General features: G+C 39.7%; 13 protein-coding genes and 1 pseudogene. 1 reads left to right on the top strand and 13 read right to left on the bottom strand.

The window, feature by feature from the left end; all coding sequences use genetic code 11:
• Positions 1-2: 2 nt before the first annotated feature.
• The 7 genes and pseudogenes from NF418_RS00305 to NF418_RS00275 form a co-directional block, all read right to left on the bottom strand.
• A complete protein-coding gene (locus NF418_RS00305) occupies positions 3-935 on the bottom strand; it encodes a glycosyltransferase family 2 protein (protein ID WP_256777934.1) in 933 nt (310 codons plus the stop codon).
• Entirely contained in the window at positions 932-2,080 is a 1,149-nt protein-coding gene (cps2T, locus tag NF418_RS00300; RefSeq protein WP_256777933.1) for a beta 1-4 rhamnosyltransferase Cps2T, read from the bottom strand. Before cps2T ends, NF418_RS00305 begins: the two co-directional genes overlap by 4 nt.
• Before the next feature lie 103 nt (positions 2,081-2,183).
• Positions 2,184-3,671, bottom strand: a complete 1,488-nt coding sequence (locus NF418_RS00295; protein ID WP_256777932.1) for a nucleotide sugar dehydrogenase — start codon at positions 3,669-3,671, stop codon at positions 2,184-2,186.
• A gap of 162 nt (positions 3,672-3,833) precedes the next feature.
• The gene (locus tag NF418_RS00290; RefSeq protein ID WP_256777931.1) at positions 3,834-7,388 is read right to left on the bottom strand and encodes a GBS Bsp-like repeat-containing protein; all 3,555 of its coding nucleotides are present in this window, start codon (positions 7,386-7,388) and stop codon (positions 3,834-3,836) included.
• Between the two features lie 205 nt (positions 7,389-7,593).
• Positions 7,594-7,854: pseudogene (locus NF418_RS00285) on the bottom strand (glucosaminidase domain-containing protein); the annotation flags it as partial.
• An 8-nt stretch (positions 7,855-7,862) separates the two neighbouring features.
• Entirely contained in the window at positions 7,863-8,015 is a 153-nt protein-coding gene (locus NF418_RS10630; protein ID WP_373325935.1) for a glucosaminidase domain-containing protein, read from the bottom strand.
• A gap of 110 nt (positions 8,016-8,125) precedes the next feature.
• The gene (locus NF418_RS00275) at positions 8,126-11,023 is read right to left on the bottom strand and encodes a GBS Bsp-like repeat-containing protein (protein ID WP_256777930.1); all 2,898 of its coding nucleotides are present in this window, start codon (positions 11,021-11,023) and stop codon (positions 8,126-8,128) included.
• A gap of 229 nt (positions 11,024-11,252) precedes the next feature.
• Here NF418_RS00275 and ldcB point away from each other — a divergent pair, with 229 nt between their 5' ends.
• On the top strand, positions 11,253-13,682 hold the full coding sequence (gene ldcB / locus NF418_RS00270) for an LD-carboxypeptidase LdcB/DacB (protein ID WP_256777929.1): 2,430 nt from the start codon (positions 11,253-11,255) through the stop codon (positions 13,680-13,682).
• Between the two features lie 775 nt (positions 13,683-14,457).
• Here ldcB and rfbD read toward each other — a convergent pair.
• From rfbD to NF418_RS00240, 6 genes are all read right to left on the bottom strand, one after another.
• Positions 14,458-15,309, bottom strand: a complete 852-nt coding sequence (gene rfbD, locus NF418_RS00265; RefSeq protein ID WP_256777928.1) for a dTDP-4-dehydrorhamnose reductase — start codon at positions 15,307-15,309, stop codon at positions 14,458-14,460.
• Positions 15,310-15,363: 54 nt separating this feature from the next.
• Complete coding sequence (rfbB, locus tag NF418_RS00260; RefSeq protein ID WP_002937117.1) at positions 15,364-16,410, bottom strand: dTDP-glucose 4,6-dehydratase; 1,047 nt, start codon at positions 16,408-16,410, stop codon at positions 15,364-15,366.
• A gap of 188 nt (positions 16,411-16,598) precedes the next feature.
• Complete coding sequence (locus tag NF418_RS00255) at positions 16,599-17,084, bottom strand: phosphoribosylanthranilate isomerase (protein ID WP_256777927.1); 486 nt, start codon at positions 17,082-17,084, stop codon at positions 16,599-16,601.
• Positions 17,084-17,677 (bottom strand): dTDP-4-dehydrorhamnose 3,5-epimerase family protein, encoded by a 594-nt coding sequence (locus NF418_RS00250; protein ID WP_256777926.1) that lies wholly within the window; start codon positions 17,675-17,677, stop codon positions 17,084-17,086. The genes NF418_RS00255 and NF418_RS00250 overlap by 1 nt, the downstream gene beginning before the upstream one ends.
• Positions 17,677-18,546, bottom strand: a complete 870-nt coding sequence (rfbA, locus tag NF418_RS00245; protein ID WP_256777925.1) for a glucose-1-phosphate thymidylyltransferase RfbA — start codon at positions 18,544-18,546, stop codon at positions 17,677-17,679. Before rfbA ends, NF418_RS00250 begins: the two co-directional genes overlap by 1 nt.
• A gap of 97 nt (positions 18,547-18,643) precedes the next feature.
• Complete coding sequence (locus NF418_RS00240; protein ID WP_256777924.1) at positions 18,644-19,468, bottom strand: ZIP family metal transporter; 825 nt, start codon at positions 19,466-19,468, stop codon at positions 18,644-18,646.
• Between the last annotated feature and the right edge of the window lie 95 nt (positions 19,469-19,563).

The raw sequence follows: 19,563 nt of genomic DNA, 5'->3' as shown, positions 1-19,563 counted from the left end.
ATTTACTCCTTGATGTAGGCAAATTTTGTCACAATCAGTGTTGAAAATACTAGTGTATGGAAAGCCTTATTCTTACTCAAACCATATTTTCTTAAAGTTTTAAAGCGTTCTAGCATAGGTTTATCCATAATCATCACAAAAGCTTGAACTAACTCTCTATCAGTCGGTGATAAGGGCTTATCAAGTAAAAAGCTGGCTTGTTTTTGACTATTTTTTATTAAGTCCCAATAAACCTTAAATAGAATATGGGGCCGAATCCATTTTTTTAATCGTTTAGAAAAGGTTCTAGCTCCCAAGACATTATCCGCATGCTGGCGATAGAGTTCTCCAGGCTTGTCAATAAAAACCAGTTTACCCAAAGCCGATGCCAACAAAGCTAAATACCAGTCGTGCATCAAAATGTCTTCTGTTCCAGACCACAGTTCTGCTAGGGCATGGTTGATCATGGCAACACCACCAGTCACCGTATTCTCGGTCAATTCTTGCACCAACTCAGTATTGGCGTGGTGGGACTGGGAACGAATCATACTCTCTGTCATGACTTGCAAGTCTTGGTTGACGACGGTCAAATCCATATAGACCATCAGAGGCTGGTCAGTCTGATATAATCGGGCTTCCTGCAAACTGACTTCCAGCTTGTCAGGCAACCAGACATCATCCTGATCACTGAAAAAATAATAATCAGCCTTCTCATAACGAAGGAGGCGATGAAAACTTTTTATCACTCCTAGATTGTTTTGTTCCTCAAGATCTATCAAGCGGATGCGACTGTCCTGTCTTGCAAAATCTTGCAGCAAATCTTTCGTTTGGTCACTGGAACCATCATCTCGAATCAATAATGTCCAATCTGAAAAAGTCTGCTCTTGGATAGAGCTAATTTGCTCAGCCAAGAACTGTTGACCATTGTAGGTAGACATCAATATGTTTACTTTCATTGTAAAAATAATTCCTCGTATTCTTGGACTATCTTTTCCCAAGTATAAGCAGTACTCATGTGCTCTTTGGCAATCCGTCCAAGGTCTTCTGCTTCTGCTTGTCCATCAATCCTGTCAATCAATTGAGAGAGATTACCCTGTTCCTTAGACCAATAGCGGGCCCCATCCAAGGCTACTTTTTGATTAAATTCAACCCCTAGAACTAAATTCTCATTGGTCTGAGCCAGCGCTTCGAGTAGGCTGGGATTGGTGCCTCCTACTTCATGCCCATGGATATAGGCACGACATTGGTTTCGCAAATACTTGAGCAAATTACTATCATAGACAGTTCCGACAAATTTAATCCGCTTATCTCGTGAAAAATCTGTTTCCTCTTCAAGCTTTTGGAAATAAGCAGAGCCTTCATGATTGGCAACGATGACCAAATCACGTTCGGTTGAACTAGCCATAAATTCCTTGATAGCTGTCAGATAATTATTTTCAGGAACAAAACGACCGATAATCAAATAATAGTCTTTTTCGATTAGATTCCACTGGCCAAAAAAGTCTAGTACTGCCTCACTGTCAGACTGATAATCTGTTGAGCTTAAGTCCGTTCCGTATGCAATAAAACGTGTTTTTGTTCCTGGATAAGCATTCTGAATGTAGTCTTCAATACCTTCATTATCCGCAATCAGCAAATCTGCGTGTTTGGCCATGAGCTTTTCAGCATATTTTAGATAGGCCTGGACAGGTTTGGACCACTTTGTTCGCTTCCATTCTAAACCATCAGGATTGACAAATAAAATTCCGCCCACAGAGTGAATCTTCTTGGCAAAGGGACCAATAAAGCCACCTATGGTATTTCCCAAGATATAGAAAATAGGCGCTTCCATTTTCTGAGTTTTTACTAGCTCCAGTGCATAGGAAATGGCCATCATGTCATAGGCGATGACACGGGCTGGACCGAGTTTTGGGGGATTGATTGTAAAACAATCGGCTCCCTTATATTCTGTATGTTGGTGGTGACTGCTGTCCGATAGACAGGCCACATGGTAGCGGATATTGGGGCTTACTTGATTGGAAACCAGTTGCTCGACAAAGGTTTCAAAACCTCCGTACTGGGCAGGTAAACCACGGCTACCGATGATAAAAATGTGTTTCATAACAATATCTCTAAAAAATAGTAATCAGATAATTATACCATAATTTAGATAGATTATCATTGAAAAAGCGAGGATTCCCTCGCTTGACTCTGATAGTTTTCTTTTAATCACGTCTAAAAATATCCCGCGTGTAAACTTTATCCTGCACATCATCTAGACTAGAGTCATAGCGATTAGCTACAATTGCATGACTCATATTTTTAAATTTTTTCAAATTATTAACTACGAGAGAACCAAAAAAAGTAGAACCATCTGCAAGATTCGGCTCATATATGACTACTTTTGCCCCTTTTGCTTTTATACGTTTCATTACACCTTGAATAGAACTTTGTCTAAAATTATCTGAATTTGTTTTCATTGTTAGTCTAAAAATACCAATGACCATTTCTTTTTCATCTTCGATAGAATACTGTACTTGTTCAGAATAGGCATAATAATTTGCTTTTTTTAGTATCTGATCGGCTATAAAATCTTTCCGGGTTCGATTTGATTCCACAATAGCTGTTATCATATTCTGAGGAACATTGCTATAATTAGCTAGCAATTGCCTAGTATCTTTAGGTAAGCAATATCCACCATAGCCAAATGACGGATTATTATAATGCTCCCCTATTCGTGGGTCCAATCCGACTCCTTTTATTATAGATTTTGAATCTAAACCTCGCAACTCTGCGTATGTATCTAATTCATTAAAATATGAAACCCTAAGTGCTAGATAAGTATTTGAAAATAGTTTTACAGCTTCTGCTTCTGTCGCACCAATGAATAAAACGTCTACTTCATCCTTTAAAGCTGCATTTTTTAAGGCCGATGCAAATCTTTTCGAACCTTCTACGATTTCTTCTGGATCATCTTTCTCAATCGAAACAATTATCCTAGACGGATATAGATTATCATATAGTGCTTTTGATTCCCGTAAAAATTCTGGGCTAAAAATAATGCGATTTGTTCTAAAACGCTCACGGATCTTTGTTGTAAATCCAACAGGTATGGTTGATTTTATCACAATGATTGCATTAGGATTAATACTGATAGCTTCCTCTATCACTTGTTCCACGATAGAAGTATCAAAATGATTTTTTCTATCATCATAGTTTGTCGGAGTTGCTACTACAATATAATCAGCATTAAGGTATGCCTCTTTTGGATCCAAGGTTGCTTTTAAATTCAATTTTTTCTCATTGAAAAACACCTCAATATAGTCATCCTTAATTGGGGATATTCTATTATTTATCATGTTCACTTTTTCTTCGTCTACATCCAGAGCAATAACATTATGTTTTCCTGCAAGTAATGTTGCTACAGATAAGCCTACATAGCCTGTTCCCACGACTGTAATATTCATATTCTCTTCAAAAACGCTTTGAGATACTTTTTCTGTTTCAATAAATAAAGACTCAATTTCAATATCTAATACTTCGATTAATTTTAACAATTGAGAAAGACTAGGTTCATACCTACCTTTTTCAAACCGACTTATTACCGTTCTATTTATTCCTGTAAGTTGTGCTAATTCCATTTGTGTCAAACGTTTTTTAATACGACTGTTTTTTAACACATTTACAATATGACTGTATGAATATTTGTTCATAGTTCCTCCTGTTTATCTTAACTACATTATAACCAATGTGTTAAATAGTTGCAAATTTTCTCCGTTATTGAAATTTTTGATTTTTTAAGACACTTTTGAGTTGAGGTTTTAAATTTATTTCTCCAAAAAAGGCGAGCTAATCAGCTCACCTTTATCAGTATTTTACTTTTTTATATCATGATATACACTATTCAATGCTTGTACAGTTGGATTTACTAACCCCAGTCTTCCATCTGCGTTTGTCATCACAGATAAAATATAATTTCCTTGCGGAGTATAAACGATTCCCGCATCACTTGCTGAACGGTAGCCAGGATATCCAATCCAACCTGCTTTTGATTGTGTTTTATAGGTAGTTCCTAGGGTTGCCTTGATAGGAGAAAGGTTCGGATTCTCAAACCACGTACCTACTTGTTTACCAAAGTTATTGCTAACAAAGAACTTATAGTTTCTCTGCCAAAGAGCAAAGAGTTCTTGTGCAGCAAGATAAGGATACAATGGTGTTACAACATTCGGATCAACTCCTGATTCTTTTGCCCAGTTATAGATGGCATTTGGTCCGTAGGTATCACGTAAATACTTATATCCATCGTTACTTGAAGTTCTTAATACATCTAACATTGTACTCTTGACCTGTTGCACTGCTGTACTATTGTTAGCTGCCAGGCTAGCAACAAATGGTCCTTTTATGGTTGAAGCAGAATAGAATTTCGCCTGCTGGTTGTAGGCTATCCCCTTGTTGCTATCTGCATCCATGAGTTTAAATCCAATACTATAACCTTGATTTTCAAAATTAATAATAGTATTTGCCAGGCTCTGTAAAACACTATAAGTAGGATTATACTTACCATAAATAGTAAAGGTTCTATTAGAAACGGTAAACTGTTTTTCAGATTGGGCTTCTAAGGCCAAGCTGGTAGTCGTAGCTGTGACTATTTCAAGATTTCCTTGACTATTCTTGAAGTACAAGTGTGCATGATATAAACCATCTGAATATTTATGGTCGCTTGCGAAAACTTTTACCTTATATGTCCCATTAGCTTGCGCCTGAGCTTGATACCATTTAATATCATCCTGACCATTTTTCTCAGACCAAACTGGGATTTCAATTGATTGAGGTTTGGCAGTTGATTTGATATTTGATACAACAATATCAAACGTACCATTATAATTGTTGACATTATCAATGTGGATGCTTGCATTTGTTTGTATTTCAGGTACGATATGTGATGTTGCACCTAAACCAACTAGTTTATCAGAAGTCTTGTTTTTTCCATAAACATGAATATGGTAGGTACCTATATAATAATTGTGTTTTCCTAAATCAATACTTGCTTTATATAATCCAGCTGAAATCCTATTTGCCTTATGCCAAATAATGTCATCCTGACCCTTGTTGTCTGACCAAACTGGGAATAAGACTTCAATAATATCTGTAGATACATTTGAAATTTCTACATCGAATGCAAAGGCACCTTTTGGCGTAACAGTTACTGTTGGCACCTTAGCCTCTTCTTTTACCACTTGTGGTTTTGGTACAGTTACAGTTGTTGCTGACAGACCATCTAGCTTACCTGTTTGGATGTTCTGACCGTAGACATGGATGTGGTAGGTGCCTGTGTCTGTCTTGTGTTTTTGTGTGTCAACCAAGACTCCGTAACTGCCATCTGTACGCTTTTGAGCAGTATACCAAATGATGTCATCTTGACCCTTGTTGTCTGACCAAACCGGCACAGAAACGCTGGAAATATGACTTGGAACATCCGTGATCGTTACTTCAAAGCTTGATTCAGTTTTCAAGACTGCCTTGCTTGAAACTGGTTTGGTAGCTTTCGGTGCTGGAACTGTGATTGTTGTCGCAGACAAGCCGTCTAGTTTTCCTGTTTGGCTATTCTGACCGTAAACATGGATGTGGTAGGTGCCTGTGTCTGTCTTGTGTTTTTGTGTATCAACTAAGACTCCGTAACTGCCATCTGCACGCTTCTGTGCGGTGTACCAAATGATGTCATCCTGACCCTTTGTTTCTGACCAGACTGGCACAGAAACGCTGGAAATATGACTTGGAACATCCATGATAGTTACTTCAAAGCTTGATTCAGTGTTCAAGACCGCCTTGGTTGAAACTGGTTTAGTGATTTGTCGAGCAGGCACAGTGAGACTTGTCGCAGATAGACCATCTAGCTTACCGGTTTGGTTATTCTGACCATAGACATGGATGTGGTAGGTGCCTGTATCTGTCTTGTGTTTTTGTGTGTCAACTAATACACCATAACTGCCGTCAGTACGCTTTTTAGCAGTATACCAAATGATATCATCTTGACCCTTGTTTTCTGACCAGATCGGCACAGAAACGCTGGAAATATGACTTGGAACATCCGTGATAGTTACTTCAAAGCTTGATTCAGTTTTCAAAACTGCCTTGCTTGAAACTGGTTTGGTAGTTTGACGAGCAGGCACTGTGAGACTTGTTGCAGACAGACCCTCTAGCTTACCTGTTTGGCTGTTCTGACCATAGACATGGATGTGGTAGGTACCTGTATCTGTCTTGTGTTTTTGTGTGTCAACCAAGACTCCGTAACTGCCGTCTGCACGCTTCTGTGCTGTATACCAAATGATGTCATCCTGACCCTTGTTGTCTGACCAGATTGGCACAGAAACACTGGAAATATGACTTGGAACATCCGTGATCGAAACTTCAAAGCTTGATTCGGTTTTCAAAACTGCCTTAGCTGAAACTGGTTTGGTAGTTTGACGAGCAGGCACTGTAAGACTTGTTGCAGACAGACCCTCTAGCTTACCTGTTTGGCTGTTCTGACCATAGACATGGATGTGATAGGTACCTATATCTGTCTTGTGTTTTTGTGTGTCAACCAAGACTCCGTAACTGCCATCTGCACGCTTTTGAGCAGTATACCAAATGATGTCATCTTGACCCTTGTTGTCTGACCAGATCGGCACAGAGACACTGGAAATATGACTTGGAACATCCGTAATCGTAACTTCAAAGCTTGATTCGGTTTTCAAGACTGCCTTGCTCGAAACTGGTTTTGGCGCTGCTACATTAATTGAAGTCGCATTCAATCCCGTAAAATGACCTGAGCGGTCTGAATAGGTATGAATATGATAGAGGCCGTAATCCTTATGTTTTTTAAGCTCAACATAGGCAGCACCCGTCTGATCTGCACTATACCAAATAATGTCATCTTGACTATTTTTGTCAGACCAAACCGCAAATCTAACCACTTCCCCACTAGAAATAGGGAGGTTATACTTAAGCTCCAAGTTTTGTTCTCTCTGTTGGACACTGACAATCTCTTGTTTTGGTGCTGGAGCGTTCCTCACACTTGTCGCAGTTCCTAGAGTAGAACTTGCAGAAGTTGTGACTGTTGTATTTGCTACTGCAGACACAGGACTGCTTGTCTCAGAGGAAAGCGTAGAAGCCGTTTCACTAGCAGGACTAGAAATTGTTCCCTCACTGGTACTTGTAGAAGTACTAGTTTCAGCAGATGATAGTTGGCTGCTTTCGACCGGAGCAACAGAAGTTTGGCTTTCTGCTGTTTCAACAACAGTTTCTGTGTTTTCAGTTGTAGTCGTAAGATTGTTGGTAGATACCGGTGTCTCTACTTCTTCTGCATGAACTAGACCAGCTGACAAGGTTGCTACAACAATTGGTAATGTCAACAAAGTCTTTGAATATAATTTAATATCCTTTTTCATCATAAACTCCTTTTAGGTACATTTCCTATATACTATCCTACTTTATTTTTACAAAAATTTCAAATAGAATTTTATGTTTCCAACTTATTAGTTCGCATTTTACAAAGAAAAATTGTTCATTATAATAAATTACCGTAAAATTATGAAATAAAAACACCTTGAAAGCTAGACAGTTTCTAACATTCAAGGTGTTTTATCTATAGGGTTAAAAATCAAATTTATCTAGCGAATAGCGTTCGATAATTGATTTCAATTTCTCAGCGAATTTAGGATCCGTTGCGTATCCTGATTTTTGCAATTCTATCACAGCTTGAAGATAGCTATCCGACTGTCTAAACTTCTGATAGTTTTGCTTGCGCCATGGAGTTGAGGTAAAAAATTGACCATAATCCATTATTCCCTGAGTTAGAGACGGGTAGGATCTAAAAATAGCTTCTTCTATTACTTCATTCTCTGCTCTTATTTCCTTGGTTTTTACGGTAAATGTCCCACTAACCTATTGGAATCTGCCTTAATACCAAATAGGTTGTTGGCCTGCTGAGTTAATGTTGAATTTCCCCATGCACTTTCAAGAATCGCTTGAGCCAGTATCACACTGGAAAGAATTTCTGTATTTTTAGATAGCAAACGAACAGCTGGACCGATTTTATCAAGGAAAGACTTCTAACTTGGAGTCATCACCATAGTTGTTGCTATCGGTTTACTCCACAAGGCATCTAATTGTGAATCCCTAGTCTCTAACGCGGTAACTGCTTTCCCTCAACAGTGCCATACCAATCCATAATACCATTTGCCAAGCCAGCAGCAAGTTTATCATGATATGAAGATTGCTTGATGGTCTGCAATTCAGATGGATTGTCCATATATCCAAGTTCAACAAGGATGGCTGGAATGGCTGTTTCACGCAAGACTGCAAAAGTTCTTCGGAGAATACCACGATCGACCGCTCCTGTTTCCGAAATCAGATTTGACTGGACTTTATTTGCTAAAATCTCGCTTTCTGCTAAACGAACTGGATCTGCATGCTTCGCCTGATTAATCTTAGAAGGATATGCATCATACGGCTGATACCAGTAGGTCTCAATTCCTTTTGCCGTCGTCACACCTGCACCACTAGCATTAAAGTGGATGCTGACGAATAAGTCTGCGTTACTTTCATTTGCCATGCGAGAACGTTCAGTTAAAAAGTCAACGTTATAATCAGCATTACGAGTCATCAATACATTAATGCCACGTTGCAAAAGAGTATCTTTTAGTTTATTAGCTACAGACAAAGCCAGATTCTTCTCATGGACTCCCCCATATGATGCACCCGAATCAATACCACCGTGACCTGGGTCAAGATATACAGTATAGGAACGAGTTATAGTGCCAGGATCCACAGGAACCAACTCCGCTGTTGTAGCAGCAACACCTGTCATACTACCGTCCAAACCACGATAATAGAGGTGAGTATGGTAGACACCTGTTTCAAAGCGATGCTGATATTTATAAATTTTTGCTATATAAGTACCATCAGTTTGACGTTGAGCTTCATGCCAAACGATATCGTCTTGACCTTTTGAATCCGTCCAAGTCGGTACAAATACTTTATCCACGCCACGAGGTGCTGTAATGTTGCTAACTTGAACTTCAAAACTACCGGCTTGATTATTAATATTCTTAACTGTTAGTGTTCCTGTCGCTTTTACCTCGGGTAATTCTACAGTTGTTGCGCCAATGGCTGTCAAATTTCCATCTGTTCCTCGATAATAAACATGGGAAATATATGTTCCAGAGCCATATTTATGATTTGCTTTGCTAATTTTTGCAAGATAGCTACCATCAGATTGACGTTGAGCTTCATGCCAAACAATATCATCCTGTCCTTTCGAATCTGTCCAGGTTGGTACAAATACTTTTTCTAAACCACGAGGTGCAACAATATTGCTAACTTGAACTTCATAACTTCCTGTTTGGAGGTTTATGTTCTTAGTTGTTACTGTACCACTTGCTTTTACTTCAGTTAGAACTGCTGAAGTGGCTCCCACGCCTGTTAAACTGCCATCTGTTCCTCGATAATAAACATGGGAAATGTATTTCCCTGAACCATATTTATGATCTGCTTTGTTAATTTTTGCAAGATAGCTGCCATCAGACTGGCGTTGGGCTTCATGCCAAATGATATCATCTTGACCATTTGTCTCAGTCCATGTTGGTACAAGAACTTTCACTAAGCCACGTGGAGCTACAATATTACTAACTTGAACTTCATAACTACCAGTTTGAGTGTTTATGTTCTTAGCTGTTACTGTACCACTTGCCTTGACTTCTGGCAAAACTGCATCGGTCGCACCAATGGCTGTTAAACTGCCATCCAATCCACGGTAATAAACATGGGAAATATATTTTCCTGAGTCATTCTTATGCTGTGATTTAGTTATTTTTGCAAGATAGGTCCCATTTGATTGACGTTGGGCCTCATGCCAAATAATATCATCTTGGCCCTTATTTTCAGACCAAGTTGGCACAAATACCTTATCAAGTCCTTTTGGTGCAATGATATCACTAATTGCTACTTCATAGCTACCTGTCTCTGGACTAATATTGGTTGCCTTCACAATACCATTTGCCTTTACTTCTGGCAAGACCGCTGAAGTCGCTCCTACACCAGTTAAACTGCCATCTATTCCTCGATAATAAACATGAGAAACATATTGTCCAGATTCATTTTTATGCTGGACTTTACTAATTTTAGCAATGTAGCTTCCATCAGACTGGCGCTGGGCTTCGTGCCAAATAATATCATCTTGGCCACTTGCCGCTGTCCATGTTGGAACTAAGACCTTGTCTAACCCACGTGGAGCCGAAATATCACTAACCCTAACTTGATAACTACCTGTTTGAGCACTGACAGTTGTTGTAATTGTACCGCTTGTTTTAACTTCTGGTAAAACAACTGAAGTTGCTCCAATACCTGTCAAACTTCCATCTGTTGTTCGATAGTAGACATGGGAATGGTATTTTCCTGAACCATACTTGTGTTGCGCTTTATTTACGTTTAATAGATAGCTCCCATCCAATTGACGTTTGGCTTCATACCAAATAATGTCATCCTGACCACTCGTTTCTGTCCAAGTAGGGACATACACGTTTGAAATCTCTTTCGGTGACGAAACATTGGTCACTTTTACATCAAAGCTCCCCTTTTGAGCATCAACATTTACTACCGAAACAGTGCCTGTTGGCTCAGTTGCAACTGAACTTGTTTCCGTTTGTGAAGGGGATGGTGCAAATGCAATTTCAGTCTTAGAAGTTGCGGTAGCTACTGTATCAGCAGAACTTGTGCTTGCTGACTTATTTTGTGCAGTTGAAGCCGGTGTAACAAGGCTTGTTTGTGAACCAGTTTCAGCCGAACTTGATGAGGCAACAACTACTTGATTATTTGTTACAGCATCCGTTTCAACTGTCTGCTCTGCCTGCACTGTTGACTCAGCTGTCACACTTGAAGTAGCCTTAGTTGTTGCAGATGATTCAGATATCTCATTACCTTGAGAAACTGTACTTGTTGTTTCTGCCAATGTGTTAGCATGAACCAAATGACTTTGTAAAGCCCACGCACATATTGAAAGAAAAAGCAAAGATTTCTTTTTCACATAGTACTCCTTAACATAATTTTTCCTAAATTTTCAAGAAATGTTGAAAATTCCATAGAAAATATAAGATGACTTTTTAAGTATAGCACACTCTCCTCTATTTGAAAAGGAAAATTTTTCAGTAAATAAAAGTTCTGTTCCTTTCAAGGTACAGTTCTAAAATTACTTGTATTTATATGATGAAAATAGTATACTGTTTTTGACTTAATTAATTAACAAGGAAATTGTAATGAGTAATAAAAAGAATTTTCCCTACAAGCCTAAACCATACTTAGCTATTCCAATTGTACTGGCACTTTTTTCTAATCTACAGGCTCATGCTGAAGAAATAGCTACAGTTTCACAAACCTCTGTTGAAACAAGTGAATTTCCAACTATCAGCGAATCAACTTCAACTACTACGACAACTATCGCTACGACTGCACCTACTACTTCAGATAGTAAACAAAACCTTTCTAGTCAATCCCTTACCGAATCAATTACTAATAATTCGGAAACAGATGAACAAGTTGAGTCTCTCAATCAACTAACAAATGCATCAGGGGCTGGCTTTCGTAGTGCTTCTAGCAACAATGCCACAGAAACTAGCACGCCAGTGCAAACGACTATAAGTAGGTCAGAGGATACAAGTTTATCGACCAAGGAAACAACCAATACACTTCCAGTTATTACTGTTACTCAAGAAAACCAGCAGCTTCTTGTTCAGTATAATTATCAAATGAAACAAACTGAATCTATCAGTGTTGCCGTTTGGTCTGATTTCAATCAACAAGATGATTTACAATGGTATAGTCTAGATAAATCTAGTATTGCATATGTCGATCTAAACAAACATTTAGAATACGGTAAATACCACATTCACACCTATGCCAATCGCAATGGGCAAATGATTGGATTAGCAGCAGATACCATTACTACTACTCCTCCAAAATTAAACCATACCGTTAGACAAACTAGCAATACAAGTCTAGAAGTTCTGATTTCAGGTGTACCTAATACTTTCAAAGCTGTTCGTGTGCCGATGTGGTCAGATGCAAGTGGACAAGATGATATAAAATGGTATGAGGCAAGCAGACTAAAGGACGGCAGCTATAAGGCAACATTAGATATTAAGAACCATCATTATGAAACTGGACTATATCATATTCATGTCTATGGGGTACAAAAGAATGATAGATTAGCCGCCTTATTTGCTACTAATTACACTTTCCCAGTACCTAAAATTGATTACAAAATCACTCAAACAAGCAATACAAGTGTTGAAGTTCTGGTAGCCGGTGTACCTGATTATGTCAGGGCTGTCCGTGTGCCGATCTGGTCAAATGCCAATGGTCAGGATGAAATAAAATGGTATGAGGCATCGAGATTAACAGATGGACAATTCAAGGCAACATTGGATATTAAGAACCATCATTATGAAACTGGACTATATCATATCCATGCCTATGGTCTATTGCCAAATAGTCAGTTAACTGGATTATTTGCGACCCATTATACTTTGCCAAGTCCTAAAATTGAGCATACTCTCACTCAAACAAGCAATACAAGTGTTGACATTCTAATTTCTGGAGTGCCTCAGTATTTCAAGACTGTCCGTGTACCGATCTGGTCAAATACCAATGGTCAGGATGAAATAAAATGGTATGAGACAACGAGATTAACAGAAGGACGATTCAGGGCAACATTGGATATTACGAATCATCATTATGAAACCGGACTATATCATATCCATGCCTATGGTGTATTACCGAACAATCAGCTAACCGCTCTGTTTGCAACAAAGCATACCCTACCAGGACCGAAAGATCTAGCCGGTCATATTCAGGTTGAAACCACCAATCAGCAAACAGGTAGCTTTTCTGTCCGTATCAGCAATATCAGCTCCCCTACTGGAGTGAAAACAGTCAAAGTACCAATATGGTCTAATGCAAACGGTCAAGATGATATCGTTTGGTATTCCGGGCAAAAACAGGTCGATGGCAGCTATACAGTAGCCATCACGGCTGCCAATCATAAATATAGTAGTGGACTCTATCATATTCATTTGTACTATCAAGATACGCTAGGAAAACTTCACTTCGTTTCCAATACAAGCCACGAAGTAACTTACAAAGGTCCAATATACAACGGACAATTCTACAGTATTCAAGGAAAATATGATAAAATTATTATTATTAATAAAAAGCACCCTCTCTCTCCATCATACGCACCTGGAGAAAATACAACTGCAAAACAAGCTTTTCTTGCGATGACTAATAGAATGAGAGTCTTAGGTTATCCTATTAGTAACAGTTACAGTGGGTATAGAAGTTACAACCACCAAGCAGGATTGTATCAAAATTATGTGCTCAGGGATGGGAGGGCTGCAGCTGATCGTTACGCCGCAAGACCTGGTTACAGCGAACATCAGACAGGTTTAGCTTTTGATATTTTTTCAAATCAAGGGCTAACATTAAACAATGCTACTGCTAGTTGGATTGCCAATCATGCCCATGAGTACGGTTTTATTGTCCGCTATCTACCTGGAAAAGAACACATTACTGGCTATATGCACGAACCATGGCATCTTCGTTACATCGGTCGAGAAGCCGCTGAAATCTACCGTTCTGGTCTAACTCTAGAAGAGTATTTTGGAATTGTAGGAGGGGGCTACGAGTAAAACTAATATTAGCCGAATGAATGAACTTCATACAACTCAATCTGATTCAGGTTGCCAAAACAACCATGTAGTTGTGCTATATTGGAAAATAACACTCAATGAAAATCAAAAATAAACTAATCAACGCAAGTGTAGGTAGAACCCTAGTACTTTCTCATTTTCAGGTAAGAGACTAAATAGTTCCGCAGAAACATTATTCTCTTCAAATCCAGTCAACAAGTACCATTTTTGATTTTCCAATAGTATACCTTGTAAACCAAGTCGCAACTGTAGAGTATATCCTGTGGCTAGTAACATTATACAAAAAGAGAACTAATCAAGTATATCAAAGTTAATTTCAACAAACTTATACTCCACTATAAAGAACTGACACTATAATAAAAACGAGGTAGAACCTCGTTTTTATTATAGTGTCAGTTGGTTTCTCTTCAATCACTTGGTTAATTCACCTTGCCCTACTTTGTATAAGAGACTGCTTCCAAAGTACTCTCCCAAACTTATACAGTCACTTGACTATATAATCAACCATTAACTGTTGACACAAACTTTATTCACATTATTCCAAGCTCCAACTATTTTCAAGATAGTTGGAACAAGTACTAAAAAGAAACTACTCGACCTAACATACTTCAAAAGTCACGATCATCTATACTTACTTGACTGGAAGTGCAAAAAGCTCCTATCGATTTCTTCGTCCTGTTATCTGTAATACCAACAATAGAAGTAGAAAAGAAAACTTATACACTTACACTTTGTAGTTTGGTTACCGAAAGATCTACTTCTTTTCCTGCTTATAGAATGCCTCCAAAGCTTCTTGCCAAGTTGGGATGACAAAGCCTGTGGCTTTTGCCTTGTCCAAGCTCATGGTTGAGTTGAAGGGACGTTTTGCCTTAGCTGGGAACTGGCTAGAATCCACTGGCAATACCTTGGTATTAGTATCTTTGAGGATTTCAGTCGCAAAGTCAAACCAAGTTGTATCTTCTGCCGCATCATTTGATAAATGATAATAGCCAAATTCTTGACCAGTTTCAACCAAGTGTACCATAAATTCCGCAAGCGTACGTGTCCAAGTTGGACGACCGTGCTGGTCGTTAACAACCGTCAAAGTATCGCGGGTTTCCGCAAGATTTTGCATGGTGAAAACAAAGTTTTTACCATAGTTACCAAATACCCAAGCTGTACGAACAGTGTAGAACTTGTCTGCGAACTTCTCAACTGCTTCTTCACCCAAACGCTTGGTACGACCGTATTCAGATTGCGGATCTGGTTGGTCATCTACTTGCCATTCTTGACCGACTGGCAACTCACCATTGAAGACATAGTCCGTTGAGATATAAACGAGGGTTGCACCGTATTTTGCTGCTGCCTTAGCAACATTTTCAGAGCCTGTTACGTTAATCTTGTAGTTGAGTTCCTTGCCTTCATCTTCTGCCATATCAACAGCTGTATAGGCTGCACAGTGGTAGACAACGCTCGGCTTGACCTCTGCAAAGAAGGCATCTACTTTCTCTGCATCTGTGATGTCCATTTCTGCTACATCAGCGGCAACATACTCGACGCCACGCTCATCCAAGAGATAACGCAATTCAGTCCCCAACTGACCATTTGCACCTGTAATTAAAATCATGTTTGCTCCTTATTTCAAGAAAGGCTTGGGCAAGAGCCCTAGCCTTTAATAATCTTATTTAATAACTTCCTGTGTCTTAGCATAGTTTGCTTCAACAGCTTCTTTTTCAGCCTTCCACCAGTCTTGGTTATCTGTATACCACTGGATAGTCTCTTCCAAACCTTGAGAGAAGTCTGTGAATTGTGGTGTCCATCCTAGCTCATCACGAAGTTTGCTTGCGTCAATAGCATAGCGCAAATCGTGTCCTGCACGGTCAGTCACGTGGTCGTAAGCATCTTTTGGTTGACCCATTTTTTCAAGAATCAATTCAAGCACTTCTTTGTTGTTCTTCTCACCGTCAGCACCAATCAGGTAAGTTTCACCCATACGGCCTTTTGTCAAGATTGCCCAAACACCAGTCGAGTGGTCGTTGGTATGAATCCAGTCACGGACGTTTTTACCTTCACCGTAAAGTTTTGGCTTAATACCTGCCAAGATATTGGTGATTTGGCGTGGGATAAATTTCTCGATGTGTTGGTATGGACCGTAGTTGTTTGAACAGTTAGAAATCGTTGCTTTAACACCAAATGAACGCACCCATGCTTTGACAATCAAGTCTGAAGCAGCCTTGGTTGATGAGTAAGGTGATGATGGGTTGTAGTTGGTTTCCGCAGTGAATTTCTCACCTGGACCTTCTCCATGACCTGGCAAGTCTTCACGCAAAGGAAGATCACCGTATACTTCGTCGGTCGATACATGGTGGAAACGGATGTCGTATTTACGAGCCGCTTCAAGCAAGGTGTAAGTACCGATAAAGTTGGTATGGATGAATGGGCTTGGGTCGTTGAGAGAGTTGTCGTTGTGGCTTTCGGCCGCATAGTGAACGATGGCATCTGCCTTAGCAGCCAATTTGTCAACCAATTCAGCATCTGCAATGTCGCCAACAACCAGCTCAACACGGTCACCAAGAATAGCTTCCAAGTTCGCCTTGTTTCCTGCATAAGTGAGTTTATCCAAAACAGTTACGTGAACGTCTGGATGATTGTTATATACATAGTGTACGAAGTTTGAACCGATGAAACCAGCTCCACCAGTTACGATAATATTTTTAAATTGAGACATTTTTTTCTCCGAAAAGTTTTTTCTTTTTTGTGTGTCAACTTAGGTAGTGGGGTCGTAAGCAACCACCAAGGTGTTTCATTACTAAACCATGAGCCTAAGATCTCATGGTTTCCCTCGCTCCTTAGCAAAGCAAAGGAGCTTCTCACTACGGTGATGACACACAGAACTGCTCGCTTTGTTCGCTTATTTTACTTCAAGATTTCTTTCAAGTAAGTAATCTTAGCAAAGTCTTTTTGATTGTTATTTTCTGCACGGTAGGAATCTTTTGAAGAGGCTTGGTAGATTTTCAGGTATTGTTCAAGTGTCGGTAGGTAATAGCGAACACCTGCTGTTTCTAATTCTTCCAAATCTTCTAGCTCTACACCAGCAAATTCAGGCAGTGAATGTAGACCTCCGAATTCAACAGATAAGCCATCTTTATGAAATTCATGTTCATGACGGTCAACAAGGACATATCCTAGTTGATTCATCATAGAAATCAAGGCGTCCGCCTGATAAATCCGTTGGTCGTCTGGGGCTTCCCAGCCACGCGGATCACTTGGAACATGAATATCTAAATCTCCTGCCTGCCAGTCCCTCCCTGTGCGCCTTTCCAAACCAACTGAGCCCATTAACAAGGGAGTGATTCCTAACTTGTTTAACTGCTCTGCTATTTCCAAAAAGGCTTGAAACATTAGAGGTCCTCTTTTCTCAAAGGCTTGATGTCCTTGAGGAATGGGTGGTTTTCATCTGCTTCTGAAACTTCTGCTTCTTCTAGGTTTTCCCACTTGATGTCGAGGCTAGGGTCAGCGTAGTTGACGAAAGCATACTTAGGCTTGAGTTCCAAAGCCCAGTAGTCGTTGACCAAGTAGCTGTAGGCCACGAAGTCTGACAAGACTTGGAAACCGTTGGCTACTCCGCGCGGAACGAAGATACCTTTTGAAGCATCGATAACGGTTTGGTAGGTATTACCGAAGGTTTCGCCTTCACGTAGATCAACCCAAGTTCCCAAAACCTTACCGCCGTCTGCTACTGAAATGTATTTATCCCAAGGCTCTGCGTGAAGACCACGAAGAACATTTTTGCGGGAGAAAGAAACATTATTTTGCAATTTCCCTTCTGCGAAGAAGCTTTCAGGGAAGCCGAGAGGCAACATTTTTTCCTTTTGGAAGTTCTCCTTAAACCAGCCACGGTTGTCGCCATGAACAGGAATGTCGAATTCTAACATTCCTGGAATGGCTTCGACTGGGCGGGCAGCTAGTGTTTTACCGAAAAAGTTTTCTGTCATTAAGCTTCTCCAATCAAACGGAGCAAGTATTGTCCGTATTCATTTTTCTTAAGTGGTTGTGCCAATTCATGCACTTGTTCTTTTGTAATGTAGCCCATGCGGTAGGCAATTTCTTCCAAGTTAGCTACTTGAACGTTTTGCAAGCGTTGAACAGTTTCAATGTATTGCGCAGCTTCCAAAAGACTTTCATGTGTACCTGTATCCAACCAAGCAAAGCCTCGTCCCATAAGCTCAACAGACAAGTCGCCGCGTTCTAAGTAAGCCTTGTTGACATCTGTGATTTCCAACTCGCCACGAGGTGAAGGCTTAATATTTTTCGCAATATCCACAACATCATTGTCATAGAAATAAAGACCAGTAACAGCAAAATTCGATTTTGGCTCATCAGGTTTTTCTTCGATAGAAATAGCATTCATATCTGCGTCAAACTCAACAACACCAAAGCGTTCTGGGTCTTTTACTTGGTAACCAAAGACAGTCGCTCCCTTTTCTTTGCTGGCTGCACGTTGCAACATCTTGGTCAATCCATTTCCGTGGTAAATATTATCACCTAAAATAAGGGCAACACTATCCGTACCGATAAACTCTTCGCCGATGAGGAAGGCTTGCGCCAAACCATCTGGACTAGGTTGTTCTGCATATGAAAGTGAAATTCCAAGTTCAGAACCATCTCCTAACATATCCTTAAAACGTGGAAGATCTTGCGGAGTTGAAATAATCAAAATATCTTTAATCCCAGCCAACATAAGTGTTGACAATGGATAATAGATCATTGGTTTATCGTAAATTGGCATCAACTGTTTTGAAGCTGCGCGCGTTAAAGGATACAAGCGTGTACCTGACCCACCAGCTAGAATAATACCTTTCATATAAGAGTACCTTCCCTAAATTAATATCAGTTCATTATACCATATTTTCAGAGATATTTGCATAAGAAAAAAGCCTGTGACGACAGACTTTAACAAATTATCCTAGGGCAACATCCAAAATCATCATAATGATAAACCCTGCCATGAGCCCAAGTGTTGCAATATCCGTATTGCCGTTTGTCTGCGATTCTGGAATGAGCTCTTCTACGACGACAAAAATCATGGCTCCTGCCGCAAAAGAGAGGGCATAAGGTAAAATAGGTGTCATAAAGGTTACCGCAAAAGCCCCAATGACTGCTGCAATCGGTTCGACAATAGCGGACATGGAGCCCCAATAGAAGGCTTTCCAGCGTGAAGCACCATCCGTCCGAATGGGAATAGCCAAGGCTGCCCCTTCAGGAATATTTTGTATACCAATCCCAATAGCAAGACCAATTGCGCCGATAAAAGCTGCTGGACTATAGTTAGAAGCAAGTGCACCAAATGTCACACCGACCGCCAAACCTTCAGGAATATTGTGAATTGTAATAGCTAAGAAGAGCAGGGCTGTTTTGGATAGATTTTTTCTCTCCTTCTCACCACCACCTTCTGCCTTATCTTTATCATTTCCCAAATGCAAATGCGGAATCCAGGCATCTACCAAGCGTAAAAAAATACCACCTGCTGCAAAACCTACTGCTGCTGGTATCCAAGCCAGATTACCGTATGAACTTTCAGCATACTCAATCGATGGGGCTAATAAAGACCAAAAAGAAGCCGCAATCATAACACCAGCTGCAAATCCAAGCATAGTATCTAACAAACGTCGGCTAACAGTTTTAAAGAAAAATACAATAGCAGAGCCTAAAATAGTACAAAACCAAGTAAATAAACCACCAATCAAGGCCTGTAACACTACAGACTGTTCAGTAAACCAAGTCATTCCAAAACTCCTTCTCTTTAGTCATGCATATGATATTAATTAGGATACCTTAACTACTATAAAAAATCAAGAGGAAGGTAAAAAAGCCACAAATT

It is taken from the genome of Streptococcus suis, from assembly GCF_024509555.1.
Lineage (GTDB): Bacteria > Bacillota > Bacilli > Lactobacillales > Streptococcaceae > Streptococcus > Streptococcus suis_AD.
This window is presented reverse-complemented; position numbering and strand designations above follow the sequence as displayed.

What these genes read in the sequence shown, in the direction of transcription:
- NF418_RS00305 (WP_256777934.1), bottom strand. Translation starts at nt 935, where the DNA reads ATGAAAGTAAACATATTGATGTCTACCTACAATGGTCAACAGTTCTTG.
- cps2T (WP_256777933.1), bottom strand. Translation starts at nt 2,080, where the DNA reads ATGAAACACATTTTTATCATCGGTAGCCGTGGTTTACCTGCCCAGTAC.
- NF418_RS00295 (WP_256777932.1), bottom strand. Translation starts at nt 3,671, where the DNA reads ATGAACAAATATTCATACAGTCATATTGTAAATGTGTTAAAAAACAGT.
- NF418_RS00290 (WP_256777931.1), bottom strand. Translation starts at nt 7,388, where the DNA reads ATGAAAAAGGATATTAAATTATATTCAAAGACTTTGTTGACATTACCA.
- ldcB (WP_256777929.1), top strand. Translation starts at nt 11,253, where the DNA reads ATGAGTAATAAAAAGAATTTTCCCTACAAGCCTAAACCATACTTAGCT.
- rfbD (WP_256777928.1), bottom strand. Translation starts at nt 15,309, where the DNA reads ATGATTTTAATTACAGGTGCAAATGGTCAGTTGGGGACTGAATTGCGT.
- rfbB (WP_002937117.1), bottom strand. Translation starts at nt 16,410, where the DNA reads ATGTCTCAATTTAAAAATATTATCGTAACTGGTGGAGCTGGTTTCATC.
- NF418_RS00255 (WP_256777927.1), bottom strand. Translation starts at nt 17,084, where the DNA reads ATGTTTCAAGCCTTTTTGGAAATAGCAGAGCAGTTAAACAAGTTAGGA.
- NF418_RS00250 (WP_256777926.1), bottom strand. Translation starts at nt 17,677, where the DNA reads ATGACAGAAAACTTTTTCGGTAAAACACTAGCTGCCCGCCCAGTCGAA.
- rfbA (WP_256777925.1), bottom strand. Translation starts at nt 18,546, where the DNA reads ATGAAAGGTATTATTCTAGCTGGTGGGTCAGGTACACGCTTGTATCCT.
- NF418_RS00240 (WP_256777924.1), bottom strand. Translation starts at nt 19,468, where the DNA reads ATGACTTGGTTTACTGAACAGTCTGTAGTGTTACAGGCCTTGATTGGT.